The organism is Hartmannibacter diazotrophicus, from assembly GCF_900231165.1.
In the GTDB taxonomy this organism is placed as follows: domain Bacteria; phylum Pseudomonadota; class Alphaproteobacteria; order Rhizobiales; family Pleomorphomonadaceae; genus Hartmannibacter; species Hartmannibacter diazotrophicus.
Map to the genome: position 1 here is coordinate 5,144,719 of NZ_LT960614.1, position 16,964 is coordinate 5,161,682.

Annotated in this window: 14 protein-coding genes; 13 read left to right on the top strand and 1 reads right to left on the bottom strand. The window is 65.0% G+C overall.

Features of this window, described 5'->3' with window-relative positions:
* The first annotated feature begins 142 nt into the window (after positions 1 to 142).
* The 13 genes from HDIA_RS23705 (at position 143) to HDIA_RS23765 (ending at position 15,461) form a co-directional block, all read left to right on the top strand.
* Complete coding sequence (locus HDIA_RS23705; protein WP_099558472.1) at positions 143 to 2,134, top strand: ATP-binding protein; 1,992 nt, start codon at positions 143 to 145, stop codon at positions 2,132 to 2,134.
* Between the two features lie 694 nt (positions 2,135 to 2,828).
* On the top strand, positions 2,829 to 3,107 hold the full coding sequence (locus HDIA_RS23710; protein ID WP_157775801.1) for an STAS domain-containing protein: 279 nt from the start codon (positions 2,829 to 2,831) through the stop codon (positions 3,105 to 3,107).
* The gene (locus HDIA_RS23715; protein WP_099558474.1) at positions 3,100 to 3,471 is read left to right on the top strand and encodes a response regulator; all 372 of its coding nucleotides are present in this window, start codon (positions 3,100 to 3,102) and stop codon (positions 3,469 to 3,471) included. Before HDIA_RS23710 ends, HDIA_RS23715 begins: the two co-directional genes overlap by 8 nt.
* A gap of 163 nt (positions 3,472 to 3,634) precedes the next feature.
* Positions 3,635 to 5,776 (top strand): chemotaxis protein CheA, encoded by a 2,142-nt coding sequence (locus HDIA_RS23720; protein WP_099558475.1) that lies wholly within the window; start codon positions 3,635 to 3,637, stop codon positions 5,774 to 5,776.
* Positions 5,777 to 5,792: 16 nt separating this feature from the next.
* Entirely contained in the window at positions 5,793 to 6,305 is a 513-nt protein-coding gene (locus tag HDIA_RS23725) for a chemotaxis protein CheW (protein ID WP_099558476.1), read from the top strand.
* Between the two features lie 29 nt (positions 6,306 to 6,334).
* Positions 6,335 to 9,295, top strand: a complete 2,961-nt coding sequence (locus HDIA_RS23730; protein WP_099558477.1) for a methyl-accepting chemotaxis protein — start codon at positions 6,335 to 6,337, stop codon at positions 9,293 to 9,295.
* A 123-nt stretch (positions 9,296 to 9,418) separates the two neighbouring features.
* A complete protein-coding gene (locus HDIA_RS23735; RefSeq protein ID WP_099558478.1) occupies positions 9,419 to 10,273 on the top strand; it encodes a CheR family methyltransferase in 855 nt (284 codons plus the stop codon).
* Complete coding sequence (locus HDIA_RS23740) at positions 10,273 to 10,905, top strand: chemoreceptor glutamine deamidase CheD (RefSeq protein ID WP_197708071.1); 633 nt, start codon at positions 10,273 to 10,275, stop codon at positions 10,903 to 10,905. Before HDIA_RS23735 ends, HDIA_RS23740 begins: the two co-directional genes overlap by 1 nt.
* 8 nt (positions 10,906 to 10,913) lie before the next feature.
* Entirely contained in the window at positions 10,914 to 11,978 is a 1,065-nt protein-coding gene (locus HDIA_RS23745) for a protein-glutamate methylesterase/protein-glutamine glutaminase (protein ID WP_099558479.1), read from the top strand.
* A gap of 110 nt (positions 11,979 to 12,088) precedes the next feature.
* A complete protein-coding gene (locus HDIA_RS23750) occupies positions 12,089 to 13,249 on the top strand; it encodes a methyl-accepting chemotaxis protein (protein WP_099558480.1) in 1,161 nt (386 codons plus the stop codon).
* Between the two features lie 20 nt (positions 13,250 to 13,269).
* The gene (locus HDIA_RS23755; RefSeq protein WP_099558481.1) at positions 13,270 to 13,575 is read left to right on the top strand and encodes an STAS domain-containing protein; all 306 of its coding nucleotides are present in this window, start codon (positions 13,270 to 13,272) and stop codon (positions 13,573 to 13,575) included.
* Between the two features lie 3 nt (positions 13,576 to 13,578).
* The gene (locus HDIA_RS23760; RefSeq protein WP_099558482.1) at positions 13,579 to 14,817 is read left to right on the top strand and encodes a PP2C family protein-serine/threonine phosphatase; all 1,239 of its coding nucleotides are present in this window, start codon (positions 13,579 to 13,581) and stop codon (positions 14,815 to 14,817) included.
* Positions 14,814 to 15,461 carry an ATP-binding protein gene (locus tag HDIA_RS23765; RefSeq protein WP_099558483.1) on the top strand — a complete coding sequence of 216 codons (648 nt, stop codon included), beginning with the start codon at positions 14,814 to 14,816 and terminating at the stop codon, positions 15,459 to 15,461. The genes HDIA_RS23760 and HDIA_RS23765 overlap by 4 nt, the downstream gene beginning before the upstream one ends.
* A 63-nt stretch (positions 15,462 to 15,524) precedes the next feature.
* On the opposite strand, the gene lpdA is transcribed toward HDIA_RS23765, so the two are convergent.
* A complete protein-coding gene (gene lpdA, locus HDIA_RS23770) occupies positions 15,525 to 16,928 on the bottom strand; it encodes a dihydrolipoyl dehydrogenase (protein WP_099558484.1) in 1,404 nt (467 codons plus the stop codon).
* Between the last annotated feature and the right edge of the window lie 36 nt (positions 16,929 to 16,964).

A 16,964-nucleotide genomic window follows, 5' to 3' on the forward strand; every position in this document is an offset into this window, starting at 1 on the left:
GTGCCGATTCTTGAGGTTGAGGCGGCAAAGAGAGTTGGAAACGGCTTCTATCTCCAATTTTTGTCCGGTTGTCAGAGACTCCTTAAATCTTTTTCGTTGAAACTCTTTCCGCGGACCACCGGAGGTGCGCTGGAGGGTTGACGTGGATACCGGACTGATTTCGCCCGACGAGGATGCGGAAGATGATCGCCGTGATGTTTATCATCCCGGCAATCGCTGTCTTGGACGCGTCGTGGCCTGCAACGGCTCCCAGGCCACGATCTCCGCAGTGATCAATGCGGGCGAGACGACGCTGTCGGAACTCTGGTCCGTCGGCCGGCTGGTCTCCATCAGCACCGGCGTCAGCCGTATCGCCGCGCTGGTCTATTCGATGACCACGCAGAGCCGCGCCTGGGCGGATAGCCATGACAACGTCATGCTGGTCGAGGTCGAGCTGGTCGGCGAGGTGACCACCCTCGAGGATGGCGAGGTCCTCTTCCACAGCGGTATTCGCACCTATCCCCATCTCGGCGCCGTCGCCCACCGCATGCGGGCCACCGATCTGGCCGCCATCTACCGCAATCATTCCGACAAATCGGAAGTCATCGGCCGCCTGTCGCAGGACGAGACGATGGACGCGGCGATTTCGATCCCGACGCTGCTCGACCGCCACTTCGCCGTTCTCGGTTCGACCGGCGTCGGCAAATCCACGTCGGTGAGCCACCTCATCAACAAGGCGATTGCCGCCGAGCCGACCCTGCGTGTCCTGATCCTCGATCCGCACAACGAATTCGCGGCGGCCTTTCCCGACAAGTCGGTCGTGATCGAGCCCGACACCATGTCGCTGCCCTTCTGGCTCTTCCGGCTGGAGGAGTTCGTCGAGGTGCTCTTTCGCGGCCGCCCGGGCGTGCCGGAGGAAATCGACTTCCTGCACGACCTCATCGCGGAAGCGAAGCGCATCTTCAAGGCTACGCCCGACAGCGGCATCGTTCGCCGCGATGCCGAGCGGCACGGCATCTCCGTCGACACGCCCGTGCCCTACCGCCTCACCGACCTCATCGACCAGATCGACGAGCGTCTCGGCAAGCTCGACGGCAAGGACGAGAAGCCGACCCTGCGCAATCTGAAGCAGCGCATCCTGTCGGCGGCCTCCAATCCGCGCTTCCGCTTCATGTTCGCCAACAATGCGGTCGGCGACACCATGGCCGACGTCATCAGCGCGATCTTCCGCATTCCAGGCCACGGCCGGCCGATCACGGCCTTCCAGCTTTCCGGCATCCCGTCCGAAGTCGTGAACGCCGTGGCCTCTGTCCTTTGCCGGCTTGCCTTCGAGCTCGGCGTCGCCGCCAACGGCGGCCTGCGCCTGCTGGTCCTCTGCGAGGAGGCGCACCGCTACGTGCCCGCCGATGCCTCCATCGGGTTTGCCCCCACGCGGCAGGCCATCGCACGGATCGCCAAGGAAGGCCGTAAATATGGCGTCGGCCTCGGCGTCATCACCCAGCGCCCGGGCGAGCTCGACGCGACCATCCTGTCGCAGTGCTCGACGGTCTTCGCGATGCGTCTGACCAACGACAAGGACCAGGAGATCATCGCCAAGGCGATTTCGTCCTCGTCCTCGTCCACGATCGGCTTCCTGTCTTCGCTCGACAACGGCGAGGCGATTGCCTTCGGTGAGGCCATTGCTGTGCCCATGCGCATGCGCTTCGAGCGTCTTGCCCAGCATCGGCTGCCGAGATCGGCCGGCCGGGAATCGTCCCTGGCGGCGGAGCGCCGCGCCAACGATGCCGGCGCGCTTGTGCGCCGCATGCGGCATGTGGCGCCGGTCGACGACTTTGCGCTCGGACGCGGTGTGTCGGCCGGATTGGACAAGAGCCCGTCGGACGATCTGCTCGACGACGCGCCCGGCCTTTTCTATGGTTCGCGCGGCGATCCGGAGTTCCTGTCCCATGTACCCGGCTCCAGCCAGTCCGTGCGCCGATATTCCGACGGCTCGACGAGCCTGCCGCGGTCGCCTTTGACCCAGACGGCACGTGAACCGGACGTCAGGACGAATGGTGCGCCGTCGTCTTCAACGCCCGACAGCCGCACCGAACATGAGCGCGAGCTATCCATTCGTGAGGCCATTTTCGGGCGCCCTGGCTCGTCCAGGCGCTGATCGGGCGCTTCCCGGTCTTGCCGCAGGCGACCCGCATCGTCGGCCGGTCATTCCTGCCGGGAGAAAACACCGCGCCCTAGGTCGCAGACGCTGCCGCGCGAGGCGCGGGAGCGAGATGCCGCCGCCGCCAACCCTATTTCCCAGCCATTTCCCATTTCGGTGCCCGCCACCGCAGGTCGTCGCGACGGGCATCGTCCGGCGGTACAAGACCGTGCCTTGCGGCCGCCGGTGGCGCTGGGGCGGATGCCACCTTTTCATGCAACCTGAAAGAGTCTGCGATTGCGGATGCGATCTTTCGCCATCCCTTGCCGCCGCGATCGTTCGCAAGCTTTACTTATAATATTGATGACTTCATTCAGCGGTGATGTCTTTTGACGAAAATAGAGTCAATTCAGATTCATAAAGAAATCATCGGGTAAAAATATTTGCACTTACGTGTTTTGACGTAGTAAAATTATTAAAAGAGAAAAATTCGCATCATCAAGCAGATAAACTGTTATCTCGCATATTTCGAAGTTTTTAGATCGAATTTTGATCCGTTTGGCGGCGAAGTTCTCAACCAATTGAAAACACTTTCCAGCAAACCTCACGTTGTATGGGGCGGCAAACCCGACGCCGTCGTCCAGGGAGAGCAAGTGTGGAAGCAGGAGAAACCCGGCAGGACTCGCATCGACAGACCGGGGATGGACCGGTCGTGATCGGCCTTCCGGAGATCTGCGACATACCGGCCGCCGTGGATCTGCAGGCGCGATGCCTCGACCTTGGCCCGGCTCAGGAAATCAGCTTCTCGGGTGCGGCCGTCCGGCGCTGCGGAACGCCGTTCATTCAGGTTCTTCTGGCTGCGGCGAATGCCGCCAAGGCGTCCGGCGCGAAGGTCGATCTCGCCGATCCCTCGCAGGTCCTGCGCGAAAGTCTGGAAGGTTTGGGGCTCACGGCTCAGCTCGTGGAATGGGAGCAAGAAAAGAATGCGTAAGAAGGTTCTCACCGTCGACGACAGCAAGACGATGCGGGATATGGTTGCGTTCACCCTGAAAGGGGCCGGTTTCGACGTGATCGAGGCCGAAGACGGGGTCAAGGCCCTGTCGGCCCTCAACGGAACCAGCGTTGATCTGGTGATTACCGACATCAACATGCCGAACATGGATGGCGTGACGCTGGTCCGCCAGCTTCGGGCCAAGGCCGCCTTCAAGTCGACACCCATCCTCATCCTGACGACCGAGGGCGGCGACGACAAGAAGGCCGATGGTCGTGCCGCGGGCGCCACCGGATGGATCGTCAAGCCCTTTGCGCCCGACAAGCTCCTGTCGGTCGTCAACAAGGTCTGCCCCGCAGCCTGATCGGGCTGCCTGATTGGGTCGCCTGATCCGGGTGAGGACCCGGGCGGCACATGGATCGGGCGCCGCTCTCTTTTGGACATGATGATGAAGCCCTGAACGAGGCACGTCCCTGCCGTCGATGGCAGGACTCGCCTCGCGATGACTCGCGGCGGAGTTTTGGCACATGACCGATACATCGGGCCTGGGAAGCGAATTCGAGCGGTTCCGGGTCACGTTCTTCGAGGAATGCAACGAGATCCTGAGCGATCTTGAAACGCATCTCGCTCGCGTCCAGACCGAGATTCTGGACGGCGAGTCGCTCAATGCCGTCTTCCGCGCCGCCCATTCCATCAAGGCCGGCGCCGGTGCCTTCGGCTATACGCAGCTCGTTCATTTCACGCATGACTTCGAAGCATTGCTTGATCGCATGCGCTCCGGCGAACTGAGCCAGACCGACCGCATTGCCCAGATCCTGATCCGGGGCGGCGATGTGCTTGCCGAACTGGTCGCCGCCGCCGAAGCGGGTGGCGCATCGCCTGCCGACCTCGGCAGCGATATCCTCGACGAGATTCATGTCCTGTTGGGCAAGGACAGTGCCGTCACCGATACGGACGGCGGCCTGTTCGAGGACGCTGGCGACGCAGGCGATGCTGGCGGCCAGATCGTCTATTCGATCGCCCTGAAGCCCAATCCCGATCTGTTCCGCAACGCGACCGAGCCGCTCCTCCTGATCCGCGAACTGCGTCAGCTCGGCGAGCTTGAGGTCGTTTGCGACTGGTCCGCGCTGCCGCCGCTCGAGCGGATGGACCCGGAAAACGCCTATCTCGCCTGGGATTTCCGGCTCACCACGGACAAGCCGAAGTCGGCGATCGAGGAGGTTTTCGAATTCGTCGACGACACCTGCGGCATCGTCATCGAGGAGGCCGGTCCATCCAGTACCGCCGTCGATGCCGGATCGCCCGATGCAGCTCCCGCGCCCACGATGGCGGACGAAGCCGCGCCCGATCCGGCGCCCGGCGCCATTGCTTCGCCTCACTCGCCCCCCTCCAGTGCTGCGCAGTCTGGCACGGCAAGCCCGCCACCCGCCGCCAAGGGCGGTGGTCAGGGCTCGATCCGCGTCGATCTCGCCCGTGTGGACCGCCTGGTCAACGTTGTCGGCGAGCTGGTGATCACCCAGGCGATGCTCGCCCAGCAGATCGTCGATCTCGGACTTGGCAACGGCCGCCAGCAGATTCGCGGCAATGACGAACTCGCCTCGCTGACCCGCGAATTGCAGGAATGCGTGATGGCGATCCGCATGCAGCCGGTGAAGTCGATCTTCGCGCGCATGCCTCGCCTTGTGCGCGATCTCTCCTCAAAGCTCGGCAAGAAGGTTCGGCTCTCCACCTCCGGCGAACTCACCGAGGTCGACAAGACAGTGATCGAGGAACTCGCCGATCCGCTGACCCACATGATCCGCAACTCCATCGACCATGGCATCGAGATGCCGGCCGACCGGCTGGCGGCCGGCAAGGTGGAGGAAGGGACGATCCAGCTTTCCGCCGCCCACGTCGGCGGCAACATCCTGATCCAGATCGCCGACGACGGCGCCGGCATCAATCGGCCGCGTCTCCTCCAGAAGGCGGTCGAAAAGGGGATCGTCCCGGCGGGCGCCCAGCTCTCGGACGAAGAGATCGACGATCTCATTTTCTCGCCCGGCTTTTCGACGGCAGCGGCCGTCACCGACATTTCCGGTCGCGGCGTCGGCATGGATGTCGTCAGGCGCAACATCGTCAACCTCGGCGGGCGCATTCAGGTCCAGACCCAGCCCGGTCTGGGTACGCGCTTCACCCTGGCAATCCCGCTGACGCTCGCGGTGCTGGACGGCATGATCGTGGCGGTCGGCAAGGAGCGCTACGTCCTGCCGCTGACGTCCATCGTCGAGAGTTTCCGCCCCGACCGCAACGCCGTTCGCCGCCTCGCCGGCGGTGTGGAGGTCGTTTCCATCCGCGGCGAATTCGTCCGTCTCGTGCATCTCAACCGCGTCTTCGACGTCAAGGGTGCGGTCGAGGAGCCCTGGAACGGCCTCGTCGTCCTCGTCGAGACCGCGGGCGGGCAGACCGTCGGCGTCACGGTCGACGAACTCATCGGCCAGCAGCAGGTCGTCATCAAGAGCCTCGCCGACAACTTCGATCCGGTGCCGGGGATTTCCGGCGCCACCATCCTCGGCAACGGCCGGGTCGCGCTGATCCTCGACATCGAGAGGCTCGCGACGATGGCGCATCGGCCCGCGCCGGCAAGAAGCCCGAACGAACCCGTGCCGCAGCATCTCGATGCGGCTGAATGACAGCCCGGAGACCACAATGACCGCAACATCAGAGTTGAAGTCCGCCTCCGAGGCGGAGGCGCCCGCCAAGGGCGGCGTGCCGCTCCAGTTCATCAGCTTTCGCGTCGGCCAGGAAGAATACGCCATCGACATCATGTCGGTGCGCGAGATCAAGGGCTGGACGGAGACGACGGAACTGCCCAACCAGCCGGAATTCGTCCGCGGCGTCGTCAACCTGCGCGGCACCATCGTGCCGATCTTCGATCTCGGCTGCCGCTTCGGTCTGGGCCTGACGAAGGCAACGCCGACCCATGTGGTGATCATCGTCGCCGTCAACGAGCGCACGATCGGCCTTCTCGTCGACGCCGTGTCGGACATCCTCGACGTGCAGAGCGACGAGATCAAGCCGGTGCCCGACGTGGACCGCACGATCGGCTCGGAATTCCTTGCCGGCATCATCGCCGCGCAGGACGGCATGGTGGTCCTGCTTTCCCTTCAAAACCTTCTTTCACGCCAGGTGATTGGCGAAACCTCGGCCGTCGCCGCCTGACGCGCGCCATCTTTTCCGGAGACAGTCTCATGAAGCTCAATGCCTTGAAGCTCAGGACCAAGATCGGCCTGATCGTCGGTCTGATGGCGGTTCCGACCGCGATCCTCGGCACCATCTACGTCGATCAGGCGCGCAAGGACGCCGTCTTTGCCGAGCAGGAAATCGCCGGCGTCGACTATCAGCGCGGTGTCTGGGCGGCGATCGGCTCGCTCACCAAGGCCGCCTCGGACGGCCAGAACAATCCGGCGTCCTTCCTCGACAAGGTGCCGGACCTGAAGGCCCTTGGCACCGCCCTTGACGGCACCTTCGGAACGGGATCCGCGGCAAGCACCTTCAACGCCGACCTCGACGCGCTTGGCTGGCCGAACAGGACCATTCCGCGCGGCACCGATGTCAAGGCGACGATCGAGCACGGCCAGACGCTGATGACGGCGATCGCCGACGGTTCGAACCTGACCCTCGATCCCGATCTCGACACCTTCTACCTGATGGCATCGACCACGACCCACCAGGTCGACATGATCTTCCACTCCTCGCAGATCATGACGCAGGCCTTCGACCTGAAAGCGAAAGGCAACGTCGAGGCCTCCGATCTCGCGGGCCTCATGCTGCAGGTGGAAATGTTCAAGGACGCCGTCGGCCAGGTCGGCATGTCGATGAAGTCCGCCATCGCCAACAATTCCGACGCCACGCTGAACGCCAGTCTCGGTGGTCTTGCCGGCGCGCTTCAGGCAAACGGGCAGAAATTCGCCGAGGTCGCCGCCGACGCCGCACGCAAGCTTGGTGCCGGCTATGCGGCCGGCAGCGTCGACCTTGCACCCCTGGCCGAGGCGCGTTCCACGCTCGTGAAGTCCAACAACGAACTGTGGCAGCAGGCCGGCTCCGATCTTGGCCGCCTGCTCAGGCAGCGCATTGACGCTATCAACACCGCCCTGTGGTCGATGCTGGCTGTGGTCGGCGCCGTCATTCTTGCCGCGCTGGGTCTTGCGGTCTTCATCGCCCGCCAGACGACCACGTCTTTCAGCCGGATGATCGGCATCATGGACCGGGTCGCCAGGGACGACTTCGAGGCCGAGGTCGAGGGCCGCGATCGCGGCGACGAGATCGGCCAGATCGCCCGCGCGGTCGAAGTCTTCAAGGACAAGGGCCTTGAGGTTGCCGAACTCACCGCCAACTACAAGGGCCAGGTCAACGCCATTCACAAGGCCCAGGCCGTCATCGAGTTCGACCTGACCGGAAAGGTCCTCGACGCCAACGATCATTTCCTCTCGGCGACGGGCTACAGCCTCGACGAGATCAAGAGTCAGCACCATTCCATGTTCGTCGATCCGGCCTATCGCCAGAGCGCCGACTACAGGGTGTTCTGGGAAAAGCTCGGCCGCGGCGAATACGATGCCGGCCAGTACAAGCGCCTCGGCAAGGGGGGCAGGGAGCTCTGGCTCCAGGCGAGCTACAACCCGATCGTCGGTCTCGACGGCAAGCCCTACAAGGTCGTCAAATACGCGACCGACATCACCGGGCAGAAGCAGTCGAGCGCCAATTACGAGGGCCAGATCGCGGCCATCCGCAAGGCGCAGGCGGTCATCGAGTTCGATCTTTCGGGCACCATCCTCGACGCCAACGACAATTTCCTGACAACGGTCGGCTATGGGTTGGCCGAGATCAAGGGCCAGCATCACTCGATGTTCGTCGACGTCGGGCACCGGTCGTCGGTCGACTACAAGATGTTCTGGGAGAAGCTCGGCCGGGGTGAATATGATGCAGGTCGCTACATGCGGATCGGCAAGGGCGGCAAGGTCGTCTGGATCCAGGCGAGCTACAACCCGATCCTCGATGCCGACGGCAAGCCCTACAAGGTGGTGAAATTCGCCACCGACGTCACGGCGGAAGTCGAGCAGGCCGAAATGCTCCAGCGCGCCGTGCGCGACAGCCAGAAGGTTGTTGCCGCCGCCAAGGACAACGATCTTTGCGAGCGCATCGACCTTGAGGGGATGACGGGCGAGATCGTTCCGCTCTGCGAGGGCATCAACGGCCTCCTCGACACGATGTCGGAGATGGTCGCGGGCATGATCGACGCCTCGCGTGCCGTCAGCGACGGCGCCGCCGAGATCACCTCGGGCACCAATGACCTCTCCCAGCGCACCGAGCAGCAGGCCTCCAATCTCGAGGAGACCTCGGCCTCCATGGAGGAGATGGCGGCGACCATCCGCCAGAATGCCGACAACGCCCAGCAGGCCAACCAGCTTGTCATCAATGCCCGCTCGCTGGCAGCCGAGGGCGGCGACGTCGTCGGCAAGGCGGTCGATGCGATGAGCCGGATCGAGGGCTCGTCGCAGAAGATCTCCGACATCATCGGCGTCATCGACGAGATCGCCTTCCAGACCAACCTTCTGGCGCTCAATGCGGCGGTGGAGGCGGCGCGCGCCGGCGACGCCGGCAAGGGCTTCGCGGTCGTGGCCTCCGAGGTCCGTTCGCTCGCCCAGCGCTCGTCCGAGGCGGCCAAGGACATCAAGGGCCTGATCGTGGAGAGCGGGTCCCAGGTCAAGGACGGCGTCAAGCTGGTCAACAACGCCGGCGAGTCGCTTTCCGAGATCGTCGGCTCGGTCAAGAAGGTGGCGGACATCGTCTCCGAAATCGCCGCCGCCAGCCGCGAGCAGGCGACGGGTGTCGAGGAGATCAACAAGGCCGTCAGCCAGATGGACGAGATGACCCAGCAGAATTCGGCTCTGGTGGAAGAAAACGCCGCTGCCTGCCGCATGCTGCAGGATCAGGCCGAGACGATGAGCGAGCGCATGAGCCAGTTCCGCATCAATGGCATGGAGGCGTCCGTCGCGCGGGCGCCGGCGCCTCGCCAGAGCGCCCCGGCTCCCGTGCGTGCCGCGGAAAAGCCGCGCCCGCGCAAGGTCGCCGCGCGCGGCAACGGGGCCGTGAAGCTCCAGGCCGATCTGGCGACGGCCTTTGCCGACGACGCCGACTGGAAGGAGTTCTAGGCTGCAGAGGCGTTGTCCGGGGGAGTGCTCCCGGGCTTCGCCACTTCGCCAGTCGACGTCCAGAACGGATCCGGGAGGGAAGTCTCTCCCGGTTCATTGCATGTCTCCCTTGGATAAAGGCCCATGACCGTCGCCACGACCAGCTATCCCTCGCACGAGGAAATGCGTGAGTTTCCGTTCACGATCGAGGATTTCCGCTTCCTCGCGGCCCTCGTGCACGAGAACACGGGCATCGTCCTGTCGGACCACAAGATGAACATGGTCTATTCGCGCCTCGCCCGGCGCCTGCGTGAACTGCGGCTCCTCACCTTTGAGGACTATTGCGCGCGCCTGCGCGGCAGCGAGGCGGCGGCCGAGCTCGGCATGCTGATCAACGCGATCACCACGAACCTCACCCGCTTCTTCCGCGAGCCGCACCATTTCGATCATCTCGGCGAGACGGCTTTGGCGCCGTTCGCCGATGCCCGCGCGGGCACCCGCCTGCGCGTCTGGTCGGCGGGCTGTTCCTCGGGCGAGGAGCCCTATTCGATCGCGATGACGATGGCCGAGACCCTGCCGAACCTCCGGTCGCTCGACGCCAGACTGCTGGCGACGGACCTCGATACCCGGATGGTCGCCCACGGCCGCGCCGGCCTCTATGCCGAAGGGTCTGTCGGCAATCTCGAACCCGCCCGCCGCGAGAAATGGATGCGCCGCGACGGCGCTTCGATGCGGATCGTGCCCTCGCTTGCCGACCTCATCGCCTTCAAGCAGCTCAACCTGCTCGGCCCCTGGCCGATGAAGGGGCCGTTCGACGCCATCTTCTGTCGCAACGTAATGATCTATTTCGACAATCCGACCAAGGAGCGCCTCGTCGAACGCTTCTGGCAGATGCTGAAGCCGGACGGGTTTCTCTATATCGGACATTCCGAAACCCTTCTCGACCAGCGTGACATCTTTGTCCCCGCCGGCCGGACGATCTATCGGAGGGTCGGCTGATGGGTCGGATGGCCTCCGTTCTGAAGCCCGCGCAGGCCCGGCCGCAGCGGCGGGGACGCGCCGCCTGGGATGCACGCCACAATACCTATTGCGTGCGCATCCTGCCGGGAGAGGCCTATACGACCGGGGCCGGGGACGAGATGATCGTCACCATCCTCGGTTCCTGCGTCGCCGCCTGCGTGCGCAATCCCTGGACCGGCTTTTGCGGCATGAACCACTTCATGCTCCCCGAAAGCGAGACCGGCGAGTGGAACGGCGCGACGGCCGCCATGCGCTACGGCAACTACGCCATGGAGGCCCTGATCAACGAGGTGCTGAAGTCGGGCTGTGCGCGGCGTGAGCTGGAAATCAAGCTCTTCGGCGGATCGAACCTCGCCAACGGCGCCAGCCGCGTCGGCGACAAGAACATCGACTTCGTCCTGAAGTATCTCGCGGCGGAAGGCCTGAGGGTCACGGCCTCCGACCTCGGCGGTCCGGTCGGGCGGCGCATCCACTTCTTCACGAAGGACGGTTCGGTCAAGCGCCTTCTCATGAAGCCGACCAACGCCGGCACCCTGCTGGCCGACGAACTCAAATACCGCATCGCCATCAACGAGACGTCCGTCGGTGGCGACGTCGAGCTGTTCGACTGAGGGGGCCCATGCCGCAACGCGCCATCAAGGTTCTGATTGTCGACGACTCGGCCCTCATCCGGCAGATGCTGTCCGCGATGCTTGCCGACGATCCCGGCATCGAGGTCGTCGGCACTGCGCCCGACCCGCTTGTCGCGCGCGAGAAGATCAAGCAGCTCAATCCGGACGTGGTCACGCTGGACATCGAGATGCCGCGCATGGACGGCCTCGACTTCCTGAACCGGATCATGACCTTGCGCCCGACACCGGTGGTGATGGTCTCCTCCCTGTCGCAGAAGGGCGCCGAGGCCAGCCTGAAGGCCATGGAGCTGGGCGCGGTCGACGTGGTCGCCAAACCCATCGAGGATCTTGCGACGGCCTTCCCCGCCATGCGCGACGAGATCGTCGCCAAGGTCAGGGCGGCGGCCGGCGCCCGCTTGCGGCGCCGGGAGCGGATCGACGCGGCGGAGCCGCTTCAGGCGCCGCCGGGATTCAGGTCCACGGAAACGGTAGTGGCGATCGGCGCCTCCACGGGGGGAGTCGAGGCGATCACCGAGGTGCTGACGCGCCTGCCGGCCCGTTCGCCGGCCATCGCCATCACCCAGCACATGCCGCCGGCCTTCACCAAGGCCTTCGCCCGCCGCCTCGACAGCCTCTGCGCCATCACGGTCGCGGAAGCCGAGGACGGCACCCGCATGATGCCGGGCCATGCCTATGTCGCGCCCGGTGACCGGCATCTGCGCGTCGTGCGCTCGGGCGCCAACTATGTCTGCCGGGTCGGCGGCACCGATCTTGTCAGCGGCCATTGCCCGTCGGTCGATGCTCTCTTCCGGTCGGTGGCCGAGAATGTCGGCGGCAATGCGGTGGCGGTCATTCTCACCGGCATGGGACGGGACGGGGCCGAGGGCCTTGCCGCCATCCGCCAGGCGGGAGGGCGGACCGTTGGGCAGGACGAGGAAAGTTCGGTGGTCTACGGCATGCCCAAGGCGGCCTTCGAGCTTGGCGGCGTCGAACAGCAACGATCGCTCGGCGATGTCGCCGGGGCGATCCTGACACTCTCTTCGGAAAGGCGCGGCGATGCGATCCGCATTTGAGACGGCAGCAGGCAACCGGATCGAAGGGACCGCCCGGCCAAGCCGGGGCAGGACCCGCACAGGCAGGCGATGCCCCGCCCCCGTGGTTTCGAATGACGAAAGGACGAAGAATGCTCTTCAGCCAGCGCAAGCTTGACGTCGCCGACGCGGCGGAAGTCGTTGAGGTCGCTGACGCGCCGGATCGGGCATTCGGCATCTCCGGGGTGCCCGGGCCAGCGGCGGCAGCGGAGGCCGGCAGCCGCGAGGCGGCCGTCGATCTGCTCTCCCGCCTGCTCCAGCTCAACGAGGTCCAGCGCGATTCCCTGCGCTACTTCATGACCGAGACCATGTCGGTTTCCGATTATGTCGAGGGCCATGTCCAGGAGTTGACCGAGCGGTTCCAGCGCCTTGCCGTCGCGTCCAGCGAACAGACCGAAGTCGTCCGAGGACTGGCCGGTGAGATCGGGGCGGTCGAATTCGAGGGCGAGAGGCTGCCGATCAGCGGCCTCGTCTCGAACCTGTCCGAGATCATGCAGGATTTCTTCGAGCGCGTGGTCTACCTCTCCTCGCGGGGTGTCTCGCTGGCCTACACGCTCGACGACGTCCTCGTCGTCCTGAAGCAGATGCAGGGCAGCATCTCCGAGATCGAGCGGATCAACCGGCAGACGCATCTCCTGGCGCTCAACGCCAAGATCGAGGCGGCCCGCGCCGGCGACAAGGGCCAGGGCTTTGCCGTCGTCGCCAACGAGGTGCGCATCCTCGCCAATTCCGTCAACGATCTCTCGGCCGGGCTGAAGGAGCAGATCGAGCAGGTCAGCGAGGGCCTCAGGACCGGGTACCAGAAGGTCCAGGAGATCGCCACGGTGGACGTGTCGGAGACCAATCTGGCCGCAAACTCGCGCCTGCAGTCGATGATGGAAGGCCTCGTGTCGCAAAGCGAGATGATCGGCGAGGCCCTGACGACCTCGGTCCGCAACAGCGAACTCATCTCCAACGACATCGCCGCCTCCGTGATCGGCCTTCAGTTCCAGGACCGCGTGAAGCAGAGGCTGGAGAACGTGACCGATGGTCTCGATGAACTGACGAAGGTGACGGCCGAGACCGCCTCCGCCGAGGCGGCCAGGATGGCTGCGCCGGACCGCGCCGGGATCGAGGCGATGGCCGAACGCATCGCCACTCGCTTCAAGCTGGGCGAAACGCGTCAGGGCTACGCGTCGGCGCTCGGGCTTGCAGTCAGCGAGCCGGCACAGCCGGCGAGCGCTGGCGACGACGACGACATCGAGCTTTTTTGACAGGAAGGGACGGCATTTCCATGGACTTGCAGACCACCAAGGGCAGCGACGGATTCGTTGCCAAACTGAGCGGGAAGATGATGTTTTCCGACAACGTTGCCTTCCGTCTGCTGCTGCAGGATGTGCGGGCATGCGGCGCGCCCTGCTGCGTCTTCGACGTTTCGGAGCTGACGTCGATCGATTCGGCGGGTCTCGGCATGCTCGTGATCGCGGCCGAAGCCGCCAAGTCGCAGGGCTGGGAGATGGTCGTGCGCAAGCCGGAGGGGCAGGTGAAGCAGCTTCTCGCACTCGCCCGTTTCGACAAGCTCATGACCATCCGGGATTGAGACGTGCTGATCGTATCAGAATTCGACGACGATGACCGCCTGGCGACCCCGCTTGGCATCGCCGATCCGGAACAGGCGCTCGACGGCCTGGTGGATGCGCGCATCCTCATCGTCGATGACAACCGCGTGAGCCGGTCCGTGGTCGAGATCAACCTCGTCCGGGCGGGCTACACCAACATCCGCACTGCGGACGACGGCGAGCAGGGCCTGAAGACCGTCTTCGACTGGCATCCGCACCTGATCATCACCGACATGCTGATGCCGAAGCTCGACGGCTTCGACTTCTGCCGCTGGCTGCGGGCCGAGCCGCGCTTCAAGGCCATCCCGGTCATCGTTCAGACGGTGCTGGACGCACCGGAATTGCGCGGCGACATTTTCGACGCCGGCGCGACCGATCTCATCGTCAAGCCCATCAACGGCCGCGAACTCCTGAGCCGCGTCCGCGTGCATCTGGAGCGCCGGCGTCTGATCGACCACCTGTCCGACTATCAGAACCGCCTCAACGAGGAACTGCGCGCGGCCCGCGACATGCAGTGCCAGCTCATGCCGGCGGCGGAGGATATCGCCGAGCTTTGCCGGAAATACCCGATCGAGGTCGCGAGCATGTGCGAGCCCTCGTCCCTCGTCAGCGGCGACCTTTGGGGGATCGACCAGCTGTCGCCGACGGCCCTGCGCATCTGGACGGCCGATTTCACGGGCCACGGCATCTATTCGGCCCTCAACACCTTCCGCCTCCACACCTATCTGAAGGCCGGCAACGCCAGTGCCTACGATCCCGGCGAGTGGCTCGGCGAGGTGAACGCCTTCCTGTGCAAGGTGCTGCCCGTCGGCCAGTTCGCCACGATGCTCTGCACGGTGATCGATTTCTCCGCCGGCTCGCTCGCCGTTGCATCCGCCGCCGCGCCCTATCCGATCCATTCGGAAGGGGATGATTTCCGTCTTCTGCCGCTCGACGGCCTGCCGCTCGGCATTCTCCCGAGCGCCTCCTACGAAACATCGACGTTTCCCTTCGGCAGCGGCGCGACCCTCTTCGCCTATTCCGACGCGCTGATCGAAACGCCCGAAGCGGATGCCCCGGCATTGCCGCCCGAAAAGGTCGCGGACTTCATGGCGGCGAACCGGTCTCGCCCGCTGGAGGCCATCCGATCCGAACTGGTCGAGAGGCTCGATGCTGCGGCACCGGCGGGTCTCACCGACGATCTGACCATGATCCTCATCCGTCATCTGGGGGCGCCGCAATGACCGGTCAACGCAACGACAAGCGCGCCGACGCCGAGCAGTCGATCCGCGACTATCTGGCCAGCAACAAGCCGGCAACGGGCCGCCTCGTGATGGGTGTCTTCGAGATCCGCACGCTCGCGGAGGCCGAGCATCTGTCGACCCTGCTGGCGGCCAACTGTCCGGACCCCGACAAGGTCGTATCGGGGGTTTGGGAGCTTCTGTCCAACGCCATCGAGCACGGCAATCTCGGCATCGATTTCGAGACGAAGACGAAACTGCTGCTCGAAAACCGCTTTGACGAAGAGATCGGGAAGCGGCTGGCCGATCCCCGCTTTGCCCACAGGGTTGCCAGGGTCGAATTCCGGCACGGCCGTTCGCGCATCCGGCTGACGGTCGAGGACGAAGGCGAGGGCTTCGACTACAAGTCCTTCCTCGACGCCGAGTTTTCGCTCGACCGGCCGAACGGACGAGGCATCGCCATCGCCTCGCGCTTCTGCTTCGACAGGATGACCTACCGGGGGCGGGGCAATCGCGTCGACGCATTCCTCGATCTTCCACGCCGCAAGAGGGCCCCCGGACTGCACACGGCGGGAATGCCGGCGCCGTCTGAAAGCGGCGGCCAGAAGAGCCTCGAAGAGAGCCTCCCGCCAGTTGCCGGAGGCTGAAAACGACAGCGCCGCCCGCCGGTGGTCCGGCGGACGGCGCCTGCTGGTCCGGAACGGTGCCGCTCAGATGTGGATGGCGCGCTTCTCGACGGCGAGCGCTGCTTCCTTCACCGCCTCCGACATCGTCGGGTGGGCGTGACAGGTGCGCGCCAGATCCTCCGAAGACCCGCCGAATTCCATCAGCACGGCGGCCTCGTGGATCATTTCGCCGGCGCCCGCGCCGAGGATATGGACGCCGAGCACCCGGTCCGTTGCCGCATCGGCCAGCACCTTGACGAAACCGTCGGTCTTGAGCGATGCGCGGGCGCGGCCGTTGGCCGTGAACGGGAACTTGCCGATGTTGTAGGCGATGCCGGCGGCCTTCAGCTCTTCCTCGGTTTTGCCGACGGAGGCGACCTCGGGCATCGTGTAGACGACGCCCGGAATGACGTCGTAGTTCACATGGCCCGCCTGACCGGCGAGGATTTCCGCCATCGCCACGCCCTCGTCCTCGGCCTTGTGGGCGAGCATCGGGCCGACGATCACGTCGCCGATGGCATAGATGCCCGGCACCGACGTCTGGTAGTGCGCGTCGGTGGCGACACGGCCGCGCTCGTCGAGCGTCACGCCCACTTCGGCAAGGCCAAGACCGTCGGTGAAGGGCTTGCGGCCGACGGCGACAAGCACGACGTCCGCCTCGATGGTCTCGGCAGCGCCGCCCGCGGCCGGCTCGAAGGTGAGGCTGGCGCCGTTGGCGGTCGGCGTCACACCCGTCACCTTGGCGCCGAGCTTGAAGTCGAAGCCCTGCTTGGCCAGCATGCGCTGGAACTGCTTGGCGACGTCGCCGTCCATGCCGGGCAGGATGCGGTCGAGATATTCGACGACCGTCACCTTGGCGCCGAGGCGGCCCCAGACCGAGCCGAGTTCAAGGCCGATGACGCCCGCGCCGATCACGACGAGATGGCCCGGCACCGTCTCCAGCTTGATCGCGCCGGTCGAGGAGACGACGGTTGTCTCGTCGATGCTGATGCCCGGCAGCGTCGCGACGTCCGAGCCGGTGGCGATCACGATGGACTTGGCTTCGAGCGTCGTCTTGGCGCCATCCTCGGCGGTCACTTCCACCTTGCCGGCCGCAACGATCCGGCCCGTGCCGTGATGGGCCTCGATCTTGTTCTTCTTGAAGAGGAAGGCGACACCCGACACGTTGGCGTCCACCGTGGTGTCCTTGTGCGTCATCATCGCCGGCAGGTCGAGTTCCGGCGTGCCGACCTTGATGCCGAGCCGGTCGAAGACATGGCCCGCTTCCTCGAACATTTCCGAGGCGTGCAGCAGGGCCTTCGACGGGATACAGCCGATGTTGAGGCATGTGCCCCCATATGTGGCGCGCTTCTCGACGACCGCGACCTTCATGCCCAGCTGGGCGGCGCGGATGGCGCAGACATAGCCGCCGGGGCCGGTGCCGATGACGATCAGGTCGTAGCTGGACATTGGTGCCTCTTCATTGGAGTTCGTTGGCGGGAGAGG

What these genes read in the sequence shown, in the direction of transcription:
- HDIA_RS23715 (WP_099558474.1), top strand. Translation starts at nt 3,100, where the DNA reads ATGCGTAAGAAGGTTCTCACCGTCGACGACAGCAAGACGATGCGGGAT.
- HDIA_RS23765 (WP_099558483.1), top strand. Translation starts at nt 14,814, where the DNA reads ATGACCGGTCAACGCAACGACAAGCGCGCCGACGCCGAGCAGTCGATC.
- HDIA_RS23725 (WP_099558476.1), top strand. Translation starts at nt 5,793, where the DNA reads ATGACCGCAACATCAGAGTTGAAGTCCGCCTCCGAGGCGGAGGCGCCC.
- HDIA_RS23735 (WP_099558478.1), top strand. Translation starts at nt 9,419, where the DNA reads ATGACCGTCGCCACGACCAGCTATCCCTCGCACGAGGAAATGCGTGAG.
- lpdA (WP_099558484.1), bottom strand. Translation starts at nt 16,928, where the DNA reads ATGTCCAGCTACGACCTGATCGTCATCGGCACCGGCCCCGGCGGCTAT.
- HDIA_RS23755 (WP_099558481.1), top strand. Translation starts at nt 13,270, where the DNA reads ATGGACTTGCAGACCACCAAGGGCAGCGACGGATTCGTTGCCAAACTG.
- HDIA_RS23730 (WP_099558477.1), top strand. Translation starts at nt 6,335, where the DNA reads ATGAAGCTCAATGCCTTGAAGCTCAGGACCAAGATCGGCCTGATCGTC.
- HDIA_RS23740 (WP_197708071.1), top strand. Translation starts at nt 10,273, where the DNA reads ATGGGTCGGATGGCCTCCGTTCTGAAGCCCGCGCAGGCCCGGCCGCAG.
- HDIA_RS23750 (WP_099558480.1), top strand. Translation starts at nt 12,089, where the DNA reads ATGCTCTTCAGCCAGCGCAAGCTTGACGTCGCCGACGCGGCGGAAGTC.
- HDIA_RS23745 (WP_099558479.1), top strand. Translation starts at nt 10,914, where the DNA reads ATGCCGCAACGCGCCATCAAGGTTCTGATTGTCGACGACTCGGCCCTC.
- HDIA_RS23720 (WP_099558475.1), top strand. Translation starts at nt 3,635, where the DNA reads ATGACCGATACATCGGGCCTGGGAAGCGAATTCGAGCGGTTCCGGGTC.